We start from the raw sequence: 17328 nt of genomic DNA on the forward strand, positions 1-17328 counted from the left end.
ATATGCTCTTGGATCAGCGTCCGTTTTGCGTTGTGAATAACGCTCTCTACTGCCTGGAGCTGTTGTGCCAGTTCCAGGCACGAGCGCCCCTCAGCAAACATGGAAAGAAGCGAGCCTAGCTGCCCTTGGGCTTGCTTGAGCCGCTTGATGATTTCGGGATGGGATGTATGTTGCATGACAAACATCCTACCCCCTAGGGGGGAGGGTGTCAAACAGCGGTTAAGGCTTTGACCTACGTTCGAGGGGGCTATGGCACGGAAACTTGCAATACGGTGGCCCGCGCTCCGGGCCGGCCGTCATCGGTTTGCCCTCGACCGACGCGGGATGATCCGGAGCAGCATCGGGGACGCCGCCAAGAGCAGGACCAGCGCCGGCAGCAGGAGCACGCCGCCGCCTGCCATGCGCCACGCCGCCCGCTCATAGGTGTAGGTGATGCGCGCGGCCTCGACCTGGCGCGCGCCCGGCGCGGCCGGCGTGATCGTCCAGCCGCCGCTGAAGCGGCCAGCCAGCGCCGCCGTGAAGGTGCAGGGTTGACTGGCCGGGCCGAGGCCGGCCGCCGCGCAGATCGGACCATCGGCGACCACCGTAGCCGGGTCGATTCGTTGCAGCGCGAAGCCGATCCGCGCCACGAAGAACAGGACGACAATCGCCCCGGCCAGCCCGACGAAGATTCGAGTAGTGCGGCTCATGACATTTTGCTCCGCTTGAAAATCGGGTCGTAAAAGACCTGCAAGACTTTCCGCGCGCGCATGTAGAGCACCACGTCAACCGTGGTGTAGAGCACATGCTTGATCGACTCCATTTCGAGCGTGCGGCCCACGTCCGAATTCTTGATGAGGGTCGCGATACGGTCGAAAGCCTCAACCGCGCCGTTCGCGTGCGTCGTCGTGATGCCGCCGCCGTGGTCGGTGTTGAGGGCGTTCGTGTATTCCCACGCCTCGCCGCCGCGCAGCTCCGCGAGGAAGATGCGTTCGGGCGTGATACGCATACACGCGGCAAGGCAGGCGAGCGCTGAAATGCGCCCGCCGCCGTCGCCATAGAACAGGTGCGTAACCTCCTTGTGGTTCGGCAGGAAAAGTTCGTGAACGTCCTCGATCGTGGCAATGTGTTCGTCGCGCGGGACCGCCTCGATAAGTGAGCGCGTTAGCGTCGTCTTGCCCGATGAGGTCTTGCCCGTCACGACGATGTTGCGTTTCAGCGCCACGCACCGCAGCAGGAAATCGCGGATGCGCCCCTGCCGTTTCAGGTCCAGCAATTCCAGCTCGAAGGGTTCCAGCCGGCGAAAGTCCGTGCGCTCCGCTTCGGCCTTCGCTTCGGCTTCCGTGGGCTGGTTGAACGACACGTCGCGGCATTCCGCGAACGCGCCTTCCTCATCGAGCTGGTGAGCCGACTTCACGACGGCCGAGTGTTTCCGAATGACGATCGTGAGCGTGCCTTCCAGCACGACGGGCGGCATCAGGATCGTGCCGCGCTCGCCGCCCGGCAGCGTCACGTAATTGACGCTGCGGACGGACAAGCCGGCATAGGCGATCATCGCCGTTGCCAGCGACCGGAGATAGGGCAACGAGAGTTCGGGAGCGTCCTCGTAGCCCTTTTCCTTGAAAGCGTCGGTGACGACCTGGCCGGGACGCACACGCAGCTCCGTGACCGCTGGATTGTCGAGATACGGCGCCAGCGGGCGCATAAGCTGTAGGATCGTCTGCGCCCGGTAGTCGTCGCCCGACTTGGCCGGAGCCGGTTTAGCGGATGCTGTAGACACTGCTGAAATCCAGATCGCGGGCGACGAAGATGCTCACGCGGTCGCCTTGGTTTTTGTAAAGAGTCGGCGGAATATTGATGGTGTTCCGCAACGCCTCCGTTGCCATTTCATTCGTCGTGTTCTGCGTGTTGCCGAGGCCGATATTGGTGTTCCCGCCGCCGCCCGAGTTTTGGGCGTAGGCAATCGCCGCCTCGCCGGCATCGCCGAGCACGCTCAACATGATCGCGCCGCCGAACCGCTGCCAGAAATGCGTATCGACGTAGCCCGGCTCGCCGGCCGCGCCGAGCGAATCCGTGCCGGGGCTGTCCAGATCGACAATCACGCCCTGCGGCGTCTCGATCCGCTGCCACGCGACAAACACGCGGTTTTGGCCTTGCTTGATGCCAGTCTGATAGCTGCCGACGATCTTGGAGCCGGCGTCGATCAGCACGACATGGCCGTTCGCCGAATAGGTGTCGGACGTGGTGTAGCAGACCACCATGCCGGCCTGATCGGTGACGAGCTTCGATTGCTGGCCGCAGTCGATCATCGCGCCGCGCGTGATGAGGAAATTGCGGTCGCCCAACATGCCGGCCTTCGACGGCTTGAGGGCCAGCGGCTTAAGCTGGCTTTCGAGCGGGCTATCGCCGGTCGCGCCGTTGCCCTGGCCGAGCGCGGCGAGCTGGCGAGCTGCGGCCGAACCGTTGTCGCCGGCATCCACGCCGTTCCCGGTGAAGCCGCCGCCAAGACGGCGGTTGCGTAGCACTTCCTCCGGACTTGGCTGCGGCGGGCCGTTGTTCACGGTCGGATTCGGGCCAGCGCCGGCCACGGTCGCGTTCGGCTGCACGGCAGGCACGACAGGGACCGGCGCGGGCTGCGTCGCGGCCACGTCGGGCGTCGGGACGTAGGGTTTCAGAGGCGGCAAGGTGTTTTCGACCTTCGCCGGCTTCTTGTCCGCTTCCTTTTCAGCCGCCGCCCGCTCCCATGCCTTCCACGTCAGCAAGCCGCCGATCACCAAGGCGATGACGATAATCACGTACATGAAGATGCGAACGCCCGGCGTGCGCCGCCGTCCGCCGTCGTCGCCGATCCCGCCGCGTGCGCCCTCCACCTGGTTGTTTTCCAGTTCCTGGGCCACGTCGATTTCATCGTTGCGCGCCATTGTTATTCCCCTCCTTTGATGACGCGGTGAACCGCAGGGGTTGATGTTCCGGTGACGTTCTGGATGCCGGCAGGGTCGAAACTCTCGTTGTAGACGCCGACCACATCGTCACCGAGGCGAAGGCGGAATTTCGGAGCGACCTTTTCGGCGACGATCACGCGCGAGCCGTTTTCGGCCAGCATGTGGCGGTTCACGATCGCCTCGCTTCCGTCAGTGCTGACGGTGTAGATGTTGGGAAGGTCCACGTTCGGCGGGAACTTGAAATAGGTGAACCGGCCGTCATCCCACACGTTGATGGGCGCGATTTCCTTGTCCCGCTCCGTCGCGCTCATCGTGTAGTTGAGGTTGTTCGCCCCGCCGCGCCCGTTGAAAAGCGCGTTCGCGCGATCCTTGGCGCGCTGCTCCGCAGCGGCCGCAGCTTCTTCACGCGGGTAGGAGAAGGCCACCTGCAGGGTGGCATCCCGGAGCGTCCAAGGGGAGCCGATTTCGTGCTTCACCACCTTGCCGGCGCTGTCGCGCGTGGCGTAGTTGCCGATGAAGTGCAGCACCAAGTTATAGCTATGCTTGTTGGTGACGATGACGAGGTTCGTATCGCTGTTCTGCGCCTTCGCCTTGACGAAGTAGTGATTTTCCTTGTGGGCGAATTCCCATCCCTGCGGATCACCGAAAGCATGGGTCACGTATTCCTCATCCGACCCGACAATGATGTGGGTCGCGATGCCGATTACTGCGTCAAGCCGCACCACGTCTTGATCGTTATAGGCGACATGCTTGATCCGGTAATCGGCCGGCGACCCAACCGGGTTTTCGACCGCGAGAGCCGGGGCACTCAGGCCGGAACCGGCCAGCGCCACGGCCAGGGCAACGCCGATGATTTGCTTTTTCATGGTCCGCTCCCCTACTGCGCTGCGCCAAGTTCGGGGTCCACGCGATAGCTTGTGACTTGGAACCCGAGCGGATTAACGAGCCGATCTTGCGGCTTCATGGGCGCATCGACGTAGGCATAGGCAATCGTCGCGATCCAATGGCGCACTTCATCCGGGCGGTTGTTCCGCCAGTGAACGACCGTCGTGAAGCGGGCAACCGCCGTGCTGTTCGTCGTGTTGATGACCGGCGCGCTTTCCATCTTGACGAGCACGCGGGCCTTGTCGGCAAGAACCTTGTCGCGGGCCTGATCGCCCTCAAAGACCTTGTGATAGTCGGCCGCCACGTCCGACGTGCTCATGAGGCCCGTCGCGTCGTAGTCCGTCTGGATGGTCTGATAGTCGTAGCTTTCGCGGTGCAGGACGTATTGGTTGAGCCAATACTGATCGACCACTTCGCCGTAGGAATCCTGATGCTCTTTCATCACCGAGACGGCATCGACGGCACCCGTCGCGTTATCCACGCGAAGGATGAATGGCGGAACCGGCCGGCTCGATTCCTTCATGTGGACGGCCAGCACCATGAGCGCCACGAACGCAAGAAAGGCCGCCAACCCGGCGACCAACCACGCATTCTTGCGCGACCGAAGAACCTCCCGAATGAAGTTCCGTTCTAGACCTTTGACCTCCGTAAGATACTCGGTCATTTCTGCGGTTTTGACGCCACTAGAGCGCCGAAATCTATCGGCGATGTTCATCAGTTGACCACTCCGTTTTGCACTTCTGGCGGGACAGTGCGGTTGATGGGCACCCTAGCCGAATCGTCCGGGGTCCGAGGTTTCGGCACTCCGGCGCACGCGCCGAGCAGCGCACACAGGAGCAACACAGCTACTTTTTTCACGGGATTAATCCTCCAATCGGGCGGATAAAAGCATCCTACTACTTACACGTCAATATTGCAATTTTGATTGAAAAAGGCGGTAGCCGCAAGGGCATACCGCCTTCAAAAAACACCAAGCAAAAAGGGTCTAGGGTTTAGGCGGGAAGGATGCAGGGAGCCGCTAAGCAGCGGCCCTGTTGGAGCCACGGAACCGCCCCAAGGCGCGGCTCGCAGCACGGCCGGCCGCTTGAGCGCCGGAAACGCCGGCACGGCCCGCCGCAACGCCTCCGCTGGCAGCGCCGCGCACCGCGCCGGCCGTGCCCGAGCCAATGCCCGAGGCCACGCGCAGCTCATGCCACAGGCCGACGCCGACACCGTTAGCCAGGCCGCCGGCAATGGTCGGAATCTGGATGACGATCAGCACGCAGGCAGCGGCAAGGATCAAGCAGCCGCCGAGCGTGCCGGCGAAGTTGAGATTGCCGTCAAAGGTGACGTTGCTCATGTAGGTGGTGAAAATCTGCATCATCAGGCCGAACACGCTGGACACCATCACGACCAGCAGGCCGTAGGTTGCGACCTGGGCGCACCACGCCTCGAAAAACCGCGTGGTGGACTTGAACAGCAGCGCCAAGATGAAGATCGGCCCGAGCGCCGCGAGAAGCGCCAAGGCCACCTTTGCCAGCAGAATGAAGGCTCCCCCGATTGCCGTCAGGAGCGCCGTAGCCAGCACGCACAGGACCGCGAAGGCGACATAGGCGAGGCCCTGCTTAGTGAACACGCCGGAGTTCTCGAACGCCTCATTGGCCTTGGCGAAGCCCGCGCCGGCCGCCTTGTCTACGAGGTCGGCCGCCGCGCTCCCCTGCGTCTGGCCGGCCTGCGTCGGGAGCAGCGCCACGGCGAATTCGTCGGGCGTCTTCTGGATCGCATCGGCGATGTTCGACTGATACAGGCCGCCCGAGGTCGCGATCGACACGATGATGCCGATCTTGAAGCACTTGAACACGAAGTCCTTGATGGAGGCATCGACTCCACCCCGCGCCACGAGCAACCCATAGAAGATGAACATCAGCGTCAGGCCCGCCGTGACTACGGGCGTCGCTGCGGTAATAGCGCGCCCGGATACGTCGTTGGCAAAAGTCGCGGTTGCCGTGTCGATCCGGGTAAAGAGCTGTTGGAACAGGTTAAAGTCCATACGGGCCTCCGTTAGAACTGCGGAATCTTGGTGTTCTTATTGCTGAACGTCAGCTCACCCGCAGCCTTCTTGGCGTTTTCACAGTTAGGGGCCAGCTTCAACTCGCCCGGATTGTTTTCGCATTGAGCGATCTTCGCTTTGCGCTCCGCGTCATGGGTTTTGTACCAATCAACGTCATGCGTCTTTTCGCCGTCGCAGCCCGAGAGAGCGGCGACGGCGAGCAGGGCAAGGACCGCGAGACGGCCTTTCATAATCAATTCCCGATCGACGGAATCGCCGTGTTGCTTGAATTGAGCGCACGCTGTCCGATGGTGTCGCGCTGCGCCTCCGTCAGACGGTCCTCGCTGGCCTGTAGCTGCGCCATGAGCTGCACCTTCGTCTGTTCGTTCTGGATGGCCGCCTGCTCGCCCTGGATGCGTGCTTGCAGGTCCGCAATGGCCTTGGGGTCCGTGGAGCTGTTGATCTGCCCCATGAGGCCCTGAATGTTGTCCAGACGCTTGATAGAGGCCGTGTAGGCTTGCTGGCCCATCGCCTTGTCATAGGCCGCCACTTGGGCCTGCCGATCCGTCACAGCCTGCCGGCCGCTCGCGACCGTGCCGCCCATCCGGCTTTGCTCCTGCTGGATGATTTGCTGGACGCTCCCGGAGATGCCGGAATAGCCGCCGTTCGACACCGAGTTGTAGACGTTCTGCCAGTCGGACGGCAGCATGTTGGCGAGCTGCGGGTTCTGGAAAAGCTGGCCGATCCCGCGCGTGCCCGTCATCGAGCTATACGTCTGTTGAAGCTGCTGAACCTGCATCTTCATCTGTTCGATTTGCTCGACGTACTTGGCAATGTCCTCGATGTGGAACGCCGTGCCGGGAACGTCCGACGTGACAGTGACCGGGATTTGCGCGAAAGCGCCCGACGAGGCGGCGACCCCGACGAACGCCACAGCCGCGAAAGCGGCGCGAGTGAGCTTGGTTTTCATGCTTGCTTTACTCCCATCGAAGAACGGACTTGTTGCAGGAAGGCCGGAATCCAGACGGCCGGGTCATCGCCCCTATCCGCGATCACCGCTTCGGCAATGTCCGCGTTGTCGGGCGTGCCCGACAGAACCAGCAGGGCGTCATCGAAGCCGGCGAGGTTCAGGGACGCGACGGCCGCTTGCTCGCCCTGTTTGACGAGGAAGCGCCGCGAGCCCGAGGGGATCGCCTTTAGTGCCTCGAATTCGGGCCGCGTGAGCTTGAAGCCTTCGATGTAGTCGGAAGCGTCCGCACGCGGGTTTTCCAGCAGAATGAGCGTTGCAATTTGCTGGACGATGGTTTTGGCGATGCCGCTTTCCAGAGCGTCGCCCGGCTCCTGCGTGGAGAACACGCAAATGCCGTTTTGCTTTCGGATCGTCTTGAGCTTGTTCTTGACGAAATCCTCGAACTGCGGGTCATCGAGGATCTTCCAAAATTCCTCGAAGATATACATGAAGCGCCGGCCGTCGATCATGCTTTCCGTGCGATAGAGCAGGTACATAATCGTCGGCGTGCGCGTGGCCGGATTATCGAGAAAATCCGTCACGTCGAAGCCGTAGAGCCGGTGCGTCGTCAGATCGAGTTCGTCGGTCGCGTTATCGAACAGCCACCCGAATTCCCCGCCCTCACACCACTTTTGCAGCCGGGCATGGACCGTAGGCCGCGCATCGTAGTCGTCGCTGATCGGGTTCGGCAGGGATTGCAGCAGCATCCCCAGGCGGCGCAACGGGCGGTCGATATGGGTCATCACCGTATCGAGCGCCTGGTCAATCTCCCGTTCGTCGTTGTGCGTGATCGGGTCGCCCGAGCTGCCGACGAGCTGCTTCACCAGCGCCTTGAGGAACAGCAGATTGGCCTTGGTCGGCTCTAGGTGGAACGGGTTGAACCCCGAGCGTTCGCCGTTCCGCAGCGGCAAATACTTGCCGCCCATCGCCGCGATCGCGATTTGCATCCCGCGATCCTTGTCAAAGACAACGCACGTCGGGCTGAATTTCTGCGCCTGCGCCAACAGGAAACCGAGCGTCGTTGTCTTGCCGGCGCTCGACTGGCCGCCGATGAAGGTATGCCCGAGCAGGCGCTTTTCGTAGGCGTCCTCATCCAGACCGGAGACGTGGAAATTCAGATAGAGCGGCGTGCCGCTCAACGTCTTGAGGATCGTCACCGCAGGCCCCCAAGGGTTGCCGTTCGGCTTGCCGCTCAGGAAGTTGTGGAAGGGGCTGAACGACAGGAAGTTGAGCGAGGTAATCGCCATCGGCCGAGGCCGCCAACGCCAGTTCGCCGGGAGCTGCGCCCAATAGCCAGCCTCTAGGGCAAGGTCCAGCGCGTTCGGGACTACACCGCAGTCCAGCAGCGCACCCTTGGCCTTGGCGAGATAGCCGCGCAGCTCGGCCGCCGAATCGGCGAACACCAGCAGCGTAGCGTGATGCTCACCCATGATGAAACGCCGCGAGACAAGAGCGTCCAGGGCGTCGTCAATCTCGGCAATCTGCGTGACCGCCACGTCCTCCGCGTCGATCAGGTTTTGCTTGTGCCGCTGTAGAAAGCCCTTGGCCGCGTGCAGCGACAGGCACGAAAACGATTGCGTAAAGACGAACTCATAATCGCTTTCGAGCAGCACATTAAGCTGGCCCGGTTCGGTATCGGCATCGAAATCCTTGATTTCGAGCATCCCGAAATTGCGGGTCTTGTCGATCAACCTTTGCTCGCCAACCTCGCCCCAATTGGCGAAGATCGGCCGGTTCGTCGGGAGATATTCGCTGATCCGCTCGCGGCACACAGGCACCGACTGATGCTCGCCGTTGACGAGGAAGCCATACCATTCCAGCGCCGACGAGTAGGCCATGCCCTCGCGATCGTAGATGCCGAGCAGTTCGCCGCCGTACCGCTTTTTCAGGACCGTCGCGAGCTGCCGGTTAATGTCATCTAGCGTCTTGATAGCGTCGCGCTGGCGAAGCGTCTTTTCGTCGTAAGACAGCTTTTCGCGCTTGGCGAAAAACCGCAGCACGTCCTCCGACGCCTCGCGGAAAACGACCGTGAAATACAGGTCATTGACCATCAGGTTATAGTCGGAAAAGGACTCGCGGTATTTGTCGTCCAGCTCGCGGCAAAACACGTTCTGGAACTCGCTTTCGGGATACTCGACCACGCGGCGACGGTGGATATGCGCCCAAAAGGAAATGTTCGCGGAGCCGACGCCGCGAACAAAATTGTTGAGGTCGCGCGTCCACTGGAAAACGTCTTGAATGTCGGCGCACTCATGCGACCGGCCCGAGAGCTTCCAAGTCGTCATGTAGTCCGCGTTTTCCGTGGAGATAATATGCTCCGTGACGTGATGCGAAAACGGGACGAATTCGCCCATCCCGACTTCCGCCTCCATCACCTTCAACGCTGCACTGCTACCCATTATTTGAGCCTCCTACGTCGCCGGTAGTCGGTCGGCGAATACGTCGAACCGCCCCAAAATTTCTTGTTCTTGTTCCTGGCCTTCGTCTCGAACCAAATCCACCAGATCGAGAAAGCCCGATCGTCGTGCCGCGTGATTAGACGCATGATGACGACGACCGGGATCAGGAGAAGCCAGCACCACAAGCTGACCCACATTGCGATGATGGCTACCGCGCTGACAGCCGCCAGAAGCGGCATAGTCGGCACGCCGAAGAACGTCGGAACGCGGGTGGCCCCCTTGAACAGGGGGAACGGCTTGATGTCATCGTCATCCATGCCAGCGGCCCCGGATTAGCTGACGATCATCGACGTGATTTCAGCCGCCGAACCCACGATCAGGATGCCGATGAACCAATGGACGAACGTGTCCTTGTGCATCATCCGCATGGCGTACAGCAGGCCGCAGAGCATCAGCGCCACGGTCGCAGCAACCGGGATGATCGTCGTCAGGTTCTCTTTCAGCGTGTTGAGAACCGTCGTCGCCTGGGACAGGCCGGCCGCATGGGCGGGGCTGGTCGCAATCATCGCCAGCATGGCCGCAATGATGAAATTGGCGGCCTTGTTACTTACGTGGTTTTTCATTCGGAGATTCCTCGCAGACAAGAATAAAAGAGCCTTTTTTCACGCCGTAGCGTTCGTGTAGCCACTGCAATAGTTTTCTCGGATCAGACCATACGCGCACCTTTCCACGTTGGGTTTTGAGTGTGTAAGGCATCATCTGCCCGGTAGTCGGATCGGCAGCTTGAAAGCTGAAAATCCATTCCCGATCCGAGAGCCTGACAATCGTTAGATTCGATAACTTCCCTTCCGAAAACGCCGCGTCCACTCCGGCAAGAGGGACAGCAATTGGCGCAGGGTCTTTCTTCATGTAGTCGGTTCCCGTTCTGCGAGCTTGGTTAATCGGGCCTAACTTGCAGACCCCCCCAACAGAACCACCAACCCCTGCATGGTAGCGACTTGACCGGGCGTTAGCAATCAAATCATCAATTTTGATGTTAATGTTGCTCCCTCTCACTTCTCGGGTTTAGCCGAAAAGGCGTCATCGTCAGCGGAAGCCGAGAACACGTCGGGTTCCCCCGATCTTTGTACGTTCTCGGCCGTCTCTGACGTAGCCGCGTCATGCACTGGTGATGCCCCATTGGCGCGGTTAGCGCGTAGCGGCACCGGAGCATTCAAATCACCCCCACTGGTGACAGGTAGAAGCTCCGGCACCGGCAGCTTAGCTTGTGCCAAGACGGCACGCACGTATCCATTTCGGATGCCGTTGCTAAGCGACCCGGTGTTGTAGCAGGACAGCGCCGCGTGCAGCGCGCCCTGCCCGGCCTCACCTACGGCCGTTACTCCGCGCTCGTAGCAGTCCTGCAACACGCGAGCTGCCGCCTGTAGGTTCGGGCACGGCTCGAACAGGTCGGAGAGCGAGACGCCGAGAGCGCGGAAATTGTTCGAGTTAATCTGCCCTAGACCAACATCAATGTTGTAGCCCTGATCGAGAAGGCTTTGCGCTGTCGCGACGGCTTCCGCAGCGTTGACCGGCTGACGGGCCAGCTTTTTCCCGCCATTTATGTTGATGGCGTAGGGGTTGAGCCGCGATTCTTGGCGCACCAACGACGAAAGCGTGCGAACGTGGATCGAGGGCGCGCATTGCGCCGCGAGCGCGGCGAATGTCGGCGCAGCGGGCACGGGCGCATCAGGGTTAACGACAGCCGCAGCGTTCGGCGCTATGGCAATCGGTGTGGGAGAGGCTTGCGCGCTGGTCCCGGTCGAGCCAGCAGCAAGGGCGCAGATCGGGCCGACGCAAAGGCCGGCCACGATGACGGATAGAAGATTACGCATGGCGGACACCCCTCAAGGGCCTGTCCGCTGGGAACCATATCGCGAACTAACGAGGCTTTTGGCCGCTGGATCGGAGGATGAGCATTGATTGAGGAAGTCGCGGCGCGCGCTCGCCGTGCGCGAGCCAGAGAAGCCATGATGGAAAACGACGATCGAGAAATACTTCGCAAGATAGGGCTTGCAGGCCCCGCCGCCGCCGCTGCCCGTCGCTTCGCCGTACAGGCACATCACGGCCCCGCAAGCGTCTTGGTTCTCAGCGCGTGCTTGACCCGAGAGCGTTGCGGCCAGGACAATTGCGCTTAATGATGCTATAGCTAGCTTCATAAAACCACCTCCTTCGTCAGTTGCAAAACACGTCAAAAATGCAATTTTGACGTAATATCTCGCAGGGTATAACCTATGTCAAGCACAACCAAGAGCACGTCTACCGCCCTCTCCACTCACGATTTCGCGAAGTTGAGCGACCAAGAGCTGCAAGAGCTGCGGGGCCACGTCGAAGCAGAGGTAAGAAAACGTGAGTCTCGCCAGAAGCGCGAGGCAAGGAAGCAGATAGTCGAACTGGCCGAGCAGCACGGCATTGACCTTGGCAGCCTTGCCGATACCAGCGTCAAATACCGTGACCCCGACAACCAGTTCAACGTGTGGAGCGGGCGCGGCCGAAAACCCGAGTGGGTGCGGCAGGCACTTGAAAAAGGTATCAAACTTGACGATTTGAAATCTTAAGACAATTGCGGACATAGCGAAAGTCCGCAGGAGGCAAAGGAAATGGGAACCGTTATCCCCTTCCGCCGAGGCGCGAGCCGCCCCGACGATGCAAAGGCCCGCGAGAGCAGGGCCGCCGCTACGCAGCACGCCCGCGCTGCGCTGCGCGCTACGGGCGTGGGCTTCCTGCGGATGCTCCGCTACATCGCGTTTCTGCTGATGTTGTGGATTCGTAAGCCGATCCGCTTTGTTCTGATGCTGGTCGCGGTCCCGGCGCTGATCGCCCTGCCTATCATGTGGCTTGGCCTGACCGCGCCCCATAAAGCCGCCATGATGGCGACCATTGCCGGCGTCGGTTTCGGCGCTTTCCTGTTGACCTGGCTCTACGACACGCTGTTGCTGCGTCTCGCGCCGGAACCGATCATCTTGAACTAGAAGGCCACGCATGAGCTACCAGCAGATCATCCCTTGCAGCGGTTGGAACTATACCCACGACCACCCCACGGAAAGCGGGAAAAAGATCGTGCATCCGGTCGCGGCATGGGCCTTGACCGAAGACGGCGAAGTTATCGGTTTGATTGCAGTGGACAGCAAATCGGCCGTGACTGGCGACAACATCGCGAGGCTTGTAGCTCCCCCGCCTGTTGGTGGCAGATACGAACCGGCCGAGAAGTAGATCAAATCAACCATAGCCCCTTGTTCGACCCCTCCCGGAGGGGTCGTTTTTTTGTTGGGACGCCCCTCGTCCCGACACCCCCAGGTCAGCCGGGACGGCCGGGCGGGGTCAGGGAGGCCCAACGGGCACCGCTACGCGGCGCGAAGCGTCCTTGACGCCGTTCGGTCGTTCTGGCCGTCCCTGCCCTCTGTAGCGCCTCTGCGGCCCGCCGCAGCACGAACAAGCACCGGAATGGATCGGATTGTCCAAGCGGCCGGCCAGCAGAGCCGCTAGACCGATTGAATGCCCCTACCCTGCCCCGAGCTATCGCCCGCCACGCGCGCCGCGCTGACCCTCATGCAGCAAGCCTTGACGATCCTCGACCAGGCCGGCGCGAGCACGGCCGCCTGTCATCTGCAATGGGCCATCGACGTGTTGACCGACGCGCCGATCGCGAGCGCCGACGAGCTGGCGACCCTCGACCCATTCAACCGCGTATAGACCGTCCGCAAAACGGTCGTTTTGTGAACACCATCACGAAACCCCGGTTTTGTCGTTTTCAGAAGGCGACTGCACCAGTTCACTGGGCTGGCCGCCGTGTGTGCATAGAACTTCTGACCGGGAACGGTCAGAAGTTCTATGCACGAAGCGCCGCGAGAGATCGGAATTGCTCAGAACTCTTGTGCACGGCGCGACAAAGCCGGAACCGCCGAAAATTCCGGCGATCAACCGGCAAGCTGCTTGATGCGCTCGGCCAGGCGGCCGAAAGCCTCGTTCACGTATTCCAGCACCTTGGGTTCTGCGCCCTGCGTGCGCAGCGAGTCTTTGAAGGCTTCCAGGTCGGACAGCCATTGCCGATGCAGGCGGCCCAGCTCGTCGAGCTGAGGCCGGAAGTCTTGGAGACTGCCGCTCGCACGAAACGCCTGGTAGCCACGCTCAAGCGTGGCCGCCGTGGTCAGCAGTTGCGCGCCCATTTGCTTGTGCTGTTCGGAGAACTCGGCCATGCCGTCATAGGGCCGCGAAGCCTTGCGGCGCTCGGCTTCGGATGCCTCTTCCATGATGCGGGCGTAGCGGTAGAACCCTGGGAACTCGCGGGACAGCGCCATGAGCTGCTGATCGGATGTGCCGACCCAAATCCTGTGCAGGTCAGGCCCGTACCCCATCATGCGATTGATGATGGCATGGGCCTCGCTGACACCCTGGGCGGCAAGCTGCTGCATGTGTTGGTCGATCTTCGCGGCCAGTCGGCGGAATTCGTTCATGCTCATGTCCGTCACAAAAGGCGCGTTGATTGCCCTTGCGCCGTGAGAAGTGCCACCGCCTTCTTATCGAAGGAAACGAAGGTTTCCCCGCCAAGCCAGTTGCCTTCGTAGGCAATGACGCCATCGGCAAAGTCTCCGCCCGCGTCGAGCACCAGCAAGCCAGCCTCCACGGCAGGCCGGTTCACTTCCACATTCGCGGCGGCCAGTAGTGCCCGGATCGCGCTGGCCGCGTCGGCTTGCTGGAAGCCGTAGACACGCAGCAGCACCCAAACAAATTCGCATAGGCACGGCAGCGCGACCGCGATCAACTCGGCGTCGGTCAAGACTGCGGCGGCAACGTCCGCTTGTGCGGGATCGTCACGCACAACCGCACGCACAAGGACGTTGGTATCGACTGCGACCTTCATTGCTTACCTGCCCAGCCTTGCGCCGCCGCCTCGTTGATTTCTTCGATGGTGGCAACCTTCTGCGTCTTGCCCGCGAGCAGGCCGACAAAGCTGGCTATCGTCCCTGCGGGCCGTGCCGCCTTGAGCACGCCCCGACCGTCTGGCAACAAGTCCAGCTCGATCTTGTCGCCTGGCCTGATGCCGAGGTGTTGCAGTACGTCCTTCCGAAACGTCACTTGTCCCCGTGCGGTAACGGTCAATGTGGTCATGGTGGTTTGCCCTCGCAATCAAGGTTGATGCTTCACATAGTAATGCAAAAATGCCTTACCGTCAATGTCCGTCAAACGATCATTAGTCGGCCATGCCGGACACTGTCCAGCAAAGTTATTGCACAACGGGTTGTCGGACATTAAGATAGGCGGACGGAATGACGGACAAGAGAGGCGGCAAATGGCACTGATCGGCTATGCGCGGGTATCGACGGCGGAACAGGACACCGCCTTGCAGACGGATGCGCTACGCAAGGCAGGCTGCGAGCGCGTTTTCGAGGACACGGCTTCCGGGGCCAAGGCCGACCGCCCCGGCTTGGCTGATGCGCTGGCCTACCTGCGCGACGGCGACGTGCTGGCCGTCTGGCGGCTGGATCGGCTCGGGCGCTCTATGCCGCACCTAATCGAAACGATAGGCGCGCTGGAAGCGCGAGGCGTCGGCTTCCGTTCTCTGACGGAAGCCATCGACACCACCACGCCAGGCGGGCGGCTCATCTTCCACGTGTTCGGCGCGCTGGGCCAGTTCGAGCGCGACTTGATCCGCGAGCGCACCAAGGCCGGGTTGACTGCCGCCGCCGCTCGTGGGAGGAAGGGCGGGCGAAAGCCGGTTGTCACCGCCGACAAGTTGCAGCGAGCGCGGGAGCACATCGCCAACGGGCTTAATGTCCGAGAGGCCGCTACACGGCTCAAGGTGAGCAAGACGGCCCTGTACACCGCGCTGCAATCCACCAGTGCAGCCGACTCCTGATATTCCGTGCAGTCGTCTTCTGAAAATGACAGGTTTAGTGCCCCGCAGGGCTTCCCAATCTGTTCATAAATGCGTACACTTTTCAGTGTTCAGATTACGTGTTCGCGATTCGACGGGAGGGGCAGTGCGCGACGACACCGACAGCAAGACGTTGGACCTCATGACGGGCGGCCTCAAAATCGGTTATGCCCGCGTCAGCACCGACGATCAAAATCTCGACCAGCAGCGCGACGTGTTGCACGCGGCCGGCTGCACTCAGGTCTACGAGGAAAAGATCAGCGCCGGCAGATCGAGCCGGCCCGAGCTGGAACACGCGCTCAAGGCGCTGCGGCCGGGAGACACCCTTGTCGTGCAGCGGCTCGACCGTCTCGGCCGGTCCCTGCCCGACCTGGTGAAAGTCGTGACCGGCTTGAAGGCCCGAGGGGTTGCCTTCGAGAGTCTGGCCGAACGGATCGAGACGAACAGCGCAGCCGGCGAGCTGGTGTTTCATATCTTCGCCAGCTTGGCGCAGTTCGAGCGGCAGCTCATCCGCGAGCGCACGCTAGGCGGATTGAAGGCCGCCCGCGCGCGAGGCCGCAAGGGGGGCCGCAAGCCCAAACTCGGCGCGAAGGAAATCCGCGAAATCGGCATCCTGCTCGCCGATCCGAAGATGACCGTCAGCGACGTGGCCGCCCGCTATCAGGTGAGCCGCACAACGATCTACAAACACGTTCCGGGGGTGCAGCATGGCACAGCCGCCTAATCGCGGGCCACGCCGTCACGGCCCTGTCGCGATCGGGGATCTTCTCGACAAGAAGTTGCTCGACCTAGTAGGCGCAAAGGGCGTGAAGAAACCCGGCCCCCCGGACCTGCCGCCGCTGATCGAGCCGAAGCCAGCGCCGGGCGCACAGTCGATCCACGCGCCCGCAACGGCCGTCACCTACCCGCCTGCGAAACCGAAGGCGGAAACGGCGCGTGTCGCCGGAAAGATCGAGCCGATCACCGAGGCGAAGCGCCCGCGCGTGCTGATGAAGAAAACCGAGGTGAAGTTGCTCGACTTCGCCGTGACGATCGCCAACGAGCCGCCATCGGGCGAGGACATGGCGTTCTCGCACGCGATCCTTTGCCAAGTCGGATTGCCGCGCGCGCAGCTCGCCGAACGCGAGTTCATGCGCCGCAGCGGCGATGCGTGGCTAAGCGTGCAGGCGGGCTATCTGGACGAAGGGCATGGGCCAGTGCCGCAGCCCGTTCCCTATGGCGTGATGCCACGGCTCGCGCTTGCTTGGGTGTCCACCTACGCGAAGCGCCACAACACGCGCGAGGTGCCGATCGGCGACAGCGCCGCACAATTCCTGCGGCTTGTCGGCATGGATACCCAGGGCGCGCGGTACAAGACCCTGCGGACCCAAATGCACGCCCTGGCCGCCTGCCGTCTGCAACTCGGCTTCAAGGGTCGCACGTTCAACGGCCAGCCCGTCGAACAGTTCGACGCATGGATGAGTAATCAGGACTCGAAACAGCGCAGCCTTTGGCCCGGCATCATGGTTTTGTCGGAGGGGTATTTCAAAGAGCTGATCGAAAGCGGCGTGCCGCTCGATAATCGCGCTTTGCTGGCATTAAGCGGATCATCGTTGACTCTCGATATTTACGCCTGGCTCGCGCATCGACTTTATCGAATCGAAGGGCGGCCGGTTGTTCTGTATTGGAAAAACCTGCGCGATCAATTCGGGCAGGAATATCACGGCGAAGATGCCGACAAGAATTTCAAAAAGAAATTCCTGCCCGCGCTCCGCAAGGTGCTGGCCGTCTACCCAAAGGCCCGCGTGCGTCAGGTGACGGGCGGCATCATGCTCATGTCATCCCCGCCGCCGATCCCGCCGAAGGCCGAGAACACCGGCCTCTTGAAGCATGGTCGCTAAGTTGCCGCGGTTGTGGATAACCCTGTTAATTCAAGGACTTATCCACGTTAGATCGGACCCCCCAACCTCGTTAAATCGGACCCCCCAAGCCCCCCGGTTTAGTCGTTAGATCGGACCCCCGGACCTCGTTAGATCGGACCCCCCCTAAACCTGTAAGGTTCTGCTTTTAAGAATCCCATATAAATTCTTCTTCTAATTGGCCGGCAGAATTGTGGATAAACCGCAGGCGGTTTACCCACCGAATTCTTTGGCCGTGACGCGATCATGTGGACAATGCGCTACGCGCACCGG

At 61.5% G+C, this 17328-nt stretch carries 25 protein-coding genes; 7 read left to right on the forward strand and 18 right to left on the reverse strand.

The window, feature by feature from the left end:
* Positions 1-296: 296 nt before the first annotated feature.
* The 15 genes from AC1ZQA_RS16015 to AC1ZQA_RS16085 all read right to left on the reverse strand — a co-directional run bounded on the left by AC1ZQA_RS16015 (position 297) and on the right by AC1ZQA_RS16085 (position 11441).
* Positions 297-689: a hypothetical protein gene (locus AC1ZQA_RS16015; RefSeq protein ID WP_482679372.1), complete on the reverse strand. Its 393-nt coding sequence runs from the start codon at positions 687-689 to the stop codon at positions 297-299.
* Complete coding sequence (locus tag AC1ZQA_RS16020; protein ID WP_482679373.1) at positions 686-1759, reverse strand: ATPase, T2SS/T4P/T4SS family; 1074 nt, start codon at positions 1757-1759, stop codon at positions 686-688. The genes AC1ZQA_RS16015 and AC1ZQA_RS16020 overlap by 4 nt, the downstream gene beginning before the upstream one ends.
* Complete coding sequence (virB10, locus tag AC1ZQA_RS16025) at positions 1740-2900, reverse strand: type IV secretion system protein VirB10 (protein ID WP_482679374.1); 1161 nt, start codon at positions 2898-2900, stop codon at positions 1740-1742. The genes AC1ZQA_RS16020 and virB10 overlap by 20 nt, the downstream gene beginning before the upstream one ends.
* Positions 2901-2902: 2 nt before the next feature.
* Positions 2903-3787 (reverse strand): P-type conjugative transfer protein VirB9, encoded by an 885-nt coding sequence (virB9, locus tag AC1ZQA_RS16030; protein ID WP_482679375.1) that lies wholly within the window; start codon positions 3785-3787, stop codon positions 2903-2905.
* 11 nt (positions 3788-3798) lie between these two features.
* Positions 3799-4521, reverse strand: coding sequence for a VirB8 family type IV secretion system protein (locus AC1ZQA_RS16035; protein ID WP_482679376.1), 723 nt, complete (start codon positions 4519-4521; stop codon positions 3799-3801).
* Entirely contained in the window at positions 4521-4664 is a 144-nt protein-coding gene (locus tag AC1ZQA_RS16040; protein WP_482679377.1) for a TrwH protein, read from the reverse strand. Before AC1ZQA_RS16040 ends, AC1ZQA_RS16035 begins: the two co-directional genes overlap by 1 nt.
* Positions 4665-4824: 160 nt before the next feature.
* Positions 4825-5835, reverse strand: coding sequence for a TrbL/VirB6 family protein (locus tag AC1ZQA_RS16045; protein ID WP_482679378.1), 1011 nt, complete (start codon positions 5833-5835; stop codon positions 4825-4827).
* A gap of 11 nt (positions 5836-5846) precedes the next feature.
* Positions 5847-6086 carry an EexN family lipoprotein gene (locus tag AC1ZQA_RS16050; protein WP_482679379.1) on the reverse strand — a complete coding sequence of 80 codons (240 nt, stop codon included), beginning with the start codon at positions 6084-6086 and terminating at the stop codon, positions 5847-5849.
* 2 nt (positions 6087-6088) lie between these two features.
* A complete protein-coding gene (virB5, locus tag AC1ZQA_RS16055; protein WP_482679380.1) occupies positions 6089-6805 on the reverse strand; it encodes a P-type DNA transfer protein VirB5 in 717 nt (238 codons plus the stop codon).
* Positions 6802-9243 carry a VirB4 family type IV secretion/conjugal transfer ATPase gene (locus tag AC1ZQA_RS16060; RefSeq protein ID WP_482679381.1) on the reverse strand — a complete coding sequence of 814 codons (2442 nt, stop codon included), beginning with the start codon at positions 9241-9243 and terminating at the stop codon, positions 6802-6804. Before AC1ZQA_RS16060 ends, virB5 begins: the two co-directional genes overlap by 4 nt.
* Positions 9243-9560: a VirB3 family type IV secretion system protein gene (locus AC1ZQA_RS16065; protein ID WP_482679382.1), complete on the reverse strand. Its 318-nt coding sequence runs from the start codon at positions 9558-9560 to the stop codon at positions 9243-9245. Before AC1ZQA_RS16065 ends, AC1ZQA_RS16060 begins: the two co-directional genes overlap by 1 nt.
* A gap of 15 nt (positions 9561-9575) precedes the next feature.
* Positions 9576-9866, reverse strand: a complete 291-nt coding sequence (locus tag AC1ZQA_RS16070) for a TrbC/VirB2 family protein (protein WP_482679383.1) — start codon at positions 9864-9866, stop codon at positions 9576-9578.
* The gene (locus AC1ZQA_RS16075; protein ID WP_482679384.1) at positions 9847-10152 is read right to left on the reverse strand and encodes a KorA family transcriptional regulator; all 306 of its coding nucleotides are present in this window, start codon (positions 10150-10152) and stop codon (positions 9847-9849) included. Before AC1ZQA_RS16075 ends, AC1ZQA_RS16070 begins: the two co-directional genes overlap by 20 nt.
* A 143-nt stretch (positions 10153-10295) precedes the next feature.
* Positions 10296-11117 (reverse strand): lytic transglycosylase domain-containing protein, encoded by an 822-nt coding sequence (locus tag AC1ZQA_RS16080; RefSeq protein WP_482679385.1) that lies wholly within the window; start codon positions 11115-11117, stop codon positions 10296-10298.
* Between the two features lie 12 nt (positions 11118-11129).
* Positions 11130-11441 carry a TrbM/KikA/MpfK family conjugal transfer protein gene (locus AC1ZQA_RS16085; RefSeq protein ID WP_482679386.1) on the reverse strand — a complete coding sequence of 104 codons (312 nt, stop codon included), beginning with the start codon at positions 11439-11441 and terminating at the stop codon, positions 11130-11132.
* A gap of 75 nt (positions 11442-11516) precedes the next feature.
* Here AC1ZQA_RS16085 and AC1ZQA_RS16090 point away from each other — a divergent pair, with 75 nt between their 5' ends.
* The 4 genes from AC1ZQA_RS16090 to AC1ZQA_RS16105 all read left to right on the forward strand — a co-directional run bounded on the left by AC1ZQA_RS16090 (position 11517) and on the right by AC1ZQA_RS16105 (position 12975).
* Complete coding sequence (locus AC1ZQA_RS16090) at positions 11517-11840, forward strand: H-NS histone family protein (protein WP_482679387.1); 324 nt, start codon at positions 11517-11519, stop codon at positions 11838-11840.
* A gap of 42 nt (positions 11841-11882) precedes the next feature.
* A complete protein-coding gene (locus AC1ZQA_RS16095) occupies positions 11883-12254 on the forward strand; it encodes a hypothetical protein (RefSeq protein ID WP_482679388.1) in 372 nt (123 codons plus the stop codon).
* A gap of 10 nt (positions 12255-12264) precedes the next feature.
* Entirely contained in the window at positions 12265-12495 is a 231-nt protein-coding gene (locus tag AC1ZQA_RS16100) for a hypothetical protein (RefSeq protein WP_482679389.1), read from the forward strand.
* A gap of 282 nt (positions 12496-12777) precedes the next feature.
* Entirely contained in the window at positions 12778-12975 is a 198-nt protein-coding gene (locus AC1ZQA_RS16105; RefSeq protein ID WP_482679390.1) for a hypothetical protein, read from the forward strand.
* Positions 12976-13199: 224 nt separating this feature from the next.
* Here the strand turns inward: AC1ZQA_RS16105 and AC1ZQA_RS16110 are convergent, their stop codons facing one another.
* From AC1ZQA_RS16110 to AC1ZQA_RS16120, 3 genes are read right to left on the reverse strand one after another with little or no spacing between them, the layout of a single operon-like run.
* Positions 13200-13736: a hypothetical protein gene (locus tag AC1ZQA_RS16110; RefSeq protein WP_003159187.1), complete on the reverse strand. Its 537-nt coding sequence runs from the start codon at positions 13734-13736 to the stop codon at positions 13200-13202.
* Positions 13737-13747: 11 nt separating this feature from the next.
* Positions 13748-14143: a type II toxin-antitoxin system VapC family toxin gene (locus AC1ZQA_RS16115; protein ID WP_003159186.1), complete on the reverse strand. Its 396-nt coding sequence runs from the start codon at positions 14141-14143 to the stop codon at positions 13748-13750.
* Positions 14140-14391, reverse strand: coding sequence for an AbrB/MazE/SpoVT family DNA-binding domain-containing protein (locus tag AC1ZQA_RS16120; protein ID WP_003108276.1), 252 nt, complete (start codon positions 14389-14391; stop codon positions 14140-14142). Before AC1ZQA_RS16120 ends, AC1ZQA_RS16115 begins: the two co-directional genes overlap by 4 nt.
* A 181-nt stretch (positions 14392-14572) precedes the next feature.
* Between AC1ZQA_RS16120 and AC1ZQA_RS16125 the strand changes: the two genes are divergently transcribed.
* From AC1ZQA_RS16125 to AC1ZQA_RS16135, 3 genes are all read left to right on the forward strand, one after another.
* Positions 14573-15139 (forward strand): recombinase family protein, encoded by a 567-nt coding sequence (locus AC1ZQA_RS16125; RefSeq protein ID WP_003159185.1) that lies wholly within the window; start codon positions 14573-14575, stop codon positions 15137-15139.
* A 160-nt stretch (positions 15140-15299) separates the two neighbouring features.
* Positions 15300-15881: a recombinase family protein gene (locus AC1ZQA_RS16130; RefSeq protein WP_482679406.1), complete on the forward strand. Its 582-nt coding sequence runs from the start codon at positions 15300-15302 to the stop codon at positions 15879-15881.
* 265 nt (positions 15882-16146) lie between these two features.
* The gene (locus AC1ZQA_RS16135) at positions 16147-17037 is read left to right on the forward strand and encodes a replication protein RepA (RefSeq protein WP_482679407.1); all 891 of its coding nucleotides are present in this window, start codon (positions 16147-16149) and stop codon (positions 17035-17037) included.
* Positions 17038-17328: the final 291 nt, after the last annotated feature.

It is taken from the genome of Thiomonas sp. DCM-2 (assembly GCF_056820905.1).

Coding starts and splice junctions, on each gene's coding strand:
- AC1ZQA_RS16015 (WP_482679372.1), bottom strand. CDS start 689: ATGAGCCGCACTACTCGAATCTTCGTCGGGCTGGCCGGGGCGATTGTC.
- AC1ZQA_RS16120 (WP_003108276.1), bottom strand. CDS start 14,391: ATGACCACATTGACCGTTACCGCACGGGGACAAGTGACGTTTCGGAAG.
- AC1ZQA_RS16105 (WP_482679390.1), top strand. CDS start 12,778: ATGCCCCTACCCTGCCCCGAGCTATCGCCCGCCACGCGCGCCGCGCTG.
- AC1ZQA_RS16035 (WP_482679376.1), bottom strand. CDS start 4,521: ATGAACATCGCCGATAGATTTCGGCGCTCTAGTGGCGTCAAAACCGCA.
- AC1ZQA_RS16045 (WP_482679378.1), bottom strand. CDS start 5,835: ATGGACTTTAACCTGTTCCAACAGCTCTTTACCCGGATCGACACGGCA.
- AC1ZQA_RS16125 (WP_003159185.1), top strand. CDS start 14,573: ATGGCACTGATCGGCTATGCGCGGGTATCGACGGCGGAACAGGACACC.
- AC1ZQA_RS16110 (WP_003159187.1), bottom strand. CDS start 13,736: ATGAACGAATTCCGCCGACTGGCCGCGAAGATCGACCAACACATGCAG.
- AC1ZQA_RS16115 (WP_003159186.1), bottom strand. CDS start 14,143: ATGAAGGTCGCAGTCGATACCAACGTCCTTGTGCGTGCGGTTGTGCGT.
- AC1ZQA_RS16135 (WP_482679407.1), top strand. CDS start 16,147: ATGAAGAAAACCGAGGTGAAGTTGCTCGACTTCGCCGTGACGATCGCC.
- AC1ZQA_RS16050 (WP_482679379.1), bottom strand. CDS start 6,086: ATGAAAGGCCGTCTCGCGGTCCTTGCCCTGCTCGCCGTCGCCGCTCTC.
- AC1ZQA_RS16075 (WP_482679384.1), bottom strand. CDS start 10,152: ATGAAGAAAGACCCTGCGCCAATTGCTGTCCCTCTTGCCGGAGTGGAC.
- AC1ZQA_RS16130 (WP_482679406.1), top strand. CDS start 15,300: ATGACGGGCGGCCTCAAAATCGGTTATGCCCGCGTCAGCACCGACGAT.
- AC1ZQA_RS16065 (WP_482679382.1), bottom strand. CDS start 9,560: ATGGATGACGATGACATCAAGCCGTTCCCCCTGTTCAAGGGGGCCACC.
- virB5 (WP_482679380.1), bottom strand. CDS start 6,805: ATGAAAACCAAGCTCACTCGCGCCGCTTTCGCGGCTGTGGCGTTCGTC.
- AC1ZQA_RS16100 (WP_482679389.1), top strand. CDS start 12,265: ATGAGCTACCAGCAGATCATCCCTTGCAGCGGTTGGAACTATACCCAC.
- AC1ZQA_RS16090 (WP_482679387.1), top strand. CDS start 11,517: ATGTCAAGCACAACCAAGAGCACGTCTACCGCCCTCTCCACTCACGAT.
- AC1ZQA_RS16060 (WP_482679381.1), bottom strand. CDS start 9,243: ATGGGTAGCAGTGCAGCGTTGAAGGTGATGGAGGCGGAAGTCGGGATG.
- AC1ZQA_RS16080 (WP_482679385.1), bottom strand. CDS start 11,117: ATGCGTAATCTTCTATCCGTCATCGTGGCCGGCCTTTGCGTCGGCCCG.
- AC1ZQA_RS16070 (WP_482679383.1), bottom strand. CDS start 9,866: ATGAAAAACCACGTAAGTAACAAGGCCGCCAATTTCATCATTGCGGCC.
- AC1ZQA_RS16085 (WP_482679386.1), bottom strand. CDS start 11,441: ATGAAGCTAGCTATAGCATCATTAAGCGCAATTGTCCTGGCCGCAACG.
- virB9 (WP_482679375.1), bottom strand. CDS start 3,787: ATGAAAAAGCAAATCATCGGCGTTGCCCTGGCCGTGGCGCTGGCCGGT.
- virB10 (WP_482679374.1), bottom strand. CDS start 2,900: ATGGCGCGCAACGATGAAATCGACGTGGCCCAGGAACTGGAAAACAAC.
- AC1ZQA_RS16095 (WP_482679388.1), top strand. CDS start 11,883: ATGGGAACCGTTATCCCCTTCCGCCGAGGCGCGAGCCGCCCCGACGAT.